At 50.0% G+C, this 1,895-nt stretch carries 2 protein-coding genes and 1 pseudogene; all 3 read left to right on the top strand.

The genetic code is table 11. From position 1 onward, the window contains the following. Nucleotides 1-828, top strand: an 828-nt coding sequence (locus ACI2KG_RS29020) for an RHS repeat domain-containing protein (protein WP_404664246.1), incomplete at its 5' end; no start/stop codon positions are given. An 11-nt stretch (nt 829-839) separates the two neighbouring features. Beyond that, nucleotides 840-1,187: a hypothetical protein gene (locus ACI2KG_RS29015; protein WP_404664245.1), complete on the top strand. Its 348-nt coding sequence runs from the start codon at nt 840-842 to the stop codon at nt 1,185-1,187. Between the two features lie 259 nt (nt 1,188-1,446). Next, nucleotides 1,447-1,895: pseudogene (locus ACI2KG_RS29010) on the top strand (type IV secretion protein Rhs); the annotation flags it as partial.

The raw sequence follows: 1,895 nt of genomic DNA, 5'->3' as shown, positions 1-1,895 counted from the left end.
GGTGAGGTCGAGCAGAAGCGCTTCCTGTGGCAAGGGTTGAGGATGCTGCGGGAGGAGACGCCTGGGCAGAGCATCTTGTACCTGTATGAGCCGGGAAGCTATGCGCCTTTAGCCCGAGTTGATCAGGCGGAAGGGGAAGAGCAGAAGCTTTATTACTTCCATACGGACCAGATTGGGACGCCGCTGGAACTGACGGATAGCGACGGTAAAATCGTATGGCAAGCGACATATCGCTCTTGGGGAGAGATAGAGCAACTATGTGTCAGTGAGCTCGAGCAGAACCTACGCTTTCAGGGGCAGTACTATGACCCGGAAACAGCTCACCATTACAACACGTTTCGCTTTTTTGATCCAACGCTTGGGAGATTTATAACACAAGATCCTGTTGGCTTGTATGGTGGTTACAATCTTTATCAGTATGCGCAGAACCCCCAATCTTGGATAGATGCTTTAGGGTTGGCGTGTGATAAGTGGGATGTAAGCAGCCACAAAGCAAACAAGAATGCGGTAAAAGGCAAAAATCTCAGTTTGGACTCGCATCATGTTGGGCAAAAAAACTTGATGAAGGACCTTGTCGAAGGCTACGATCCTGCTACAGGGCCTGCTATGCTGGTGCCGCGGGTAGGGCATACAGTTTCCAAAGAGGATGTAGGTATTGTTTCTAGAAGCAGTGTTAATCCTAGGACAGGTCTGCCTTTTGCCAATGCGCGCGATGTGGTTGCGCGTGATATTAGAGAGCTTAGGCGTGTTTACCCTGATGTGCCGAATGAGAAGTTGCAGGAGCTAATTGCTCTGAATAAATCTATGTACCCCGAGATGCGAAAGTAGAGGAGAGGGTTATGAGTGACAAGAAATTTGTAGATGCTGTTTTTTCTGAGTTGTTCGAAAAGAATTTTTCTCAATACAAGGATTCACTCACCAAGCCTGTCAATAGTGATAAGGATTCATATGCTAAGGCGCGCAATGCTCTTGCATTGCTAAGTGATGAGCAGAGGCTTGATGTTGTTGATTTTCTTAAGATTGCTATCGCAGATAGTGCCTCTGTAATTCTTGGAGCATTGGATGGGGTTCATTTTCCTGATGGCCTCGAGGGCGAATTTGTTGTGAGTTTAGAAGGTGAGGAGATTCAGGGTGATTTGCAGGATTTGTTCATAGAGAAAGCTCAAGAGGATGGTGTTTACAATTGAGTTTGTAAGCGCTTGCCTAGTTTGTTGGTATGAGGCTGTTCTTGTGGATGCTTGTGTGACAAGCGAGGTTTTTAAAAAATTTAATTAAAATAGTTGAGGCGTAGATCTCAACTATTTTTAAGATTGATCATAACAATCGCCTGTAGATTGAGCTAAGTAGGCTTTTTGATAGGTTTTCTGCTGAAATTTCTTAACTTCTAAAGTGCCTTTCGCAGACTGTGCGGGTTCAGGTGTCCCTGATCTATCACCACCGAAAGGCGGCCTGATGGTCACCCACAGCAACGCCCTGGGCCTGGGCTGCCATTACCGCTGGGAAACCCAGGGCGGCAAGCCGCGGGTGGTCGAGCACTGGACCAGTGACGGCGAGCATTACCATTTCCGCTACAACCTCGACGCCCGCACCAGCTGGTCAACCGACGTGCTCGGCCGCGAGCTGGAGGTGCAGTACAACGCCGACCACCGCGTCATCGCCAGCCGAGACTACGGTGGTGAACGCTATGCCATCGAGCTGGACGAGTAGGGCAACATGGTCGGTCTCGACCTGCCAGACGGCAATCGCCTGACCTTCAAGTACGATGAATACGCGCGCCTGCTCGAAGAAACCGACCCGCTAGGGCGCACGATCGCCTACGAGTATCACCACCTGACGACGCTGGTGACCAAGGTCAGCTACCCGGATGGCAGCACCTGGACGGCGCGTTACGACGA

The sequence above is a fragment of the Pseudomonas sp. NPDC089407 genome (assembly GCF_044900445.1).
In the GTDB taxonomy this organism is placed as follows: domain Bacteria; phylum Pseudomonadota; class Gammaproteobacteria; order Pseudomonadales; family Pseudomonadaceae; genus Aquipseudomonas.
This window is presented reverse-complemented; position numbering and strand designations above follow the sequence as displayed.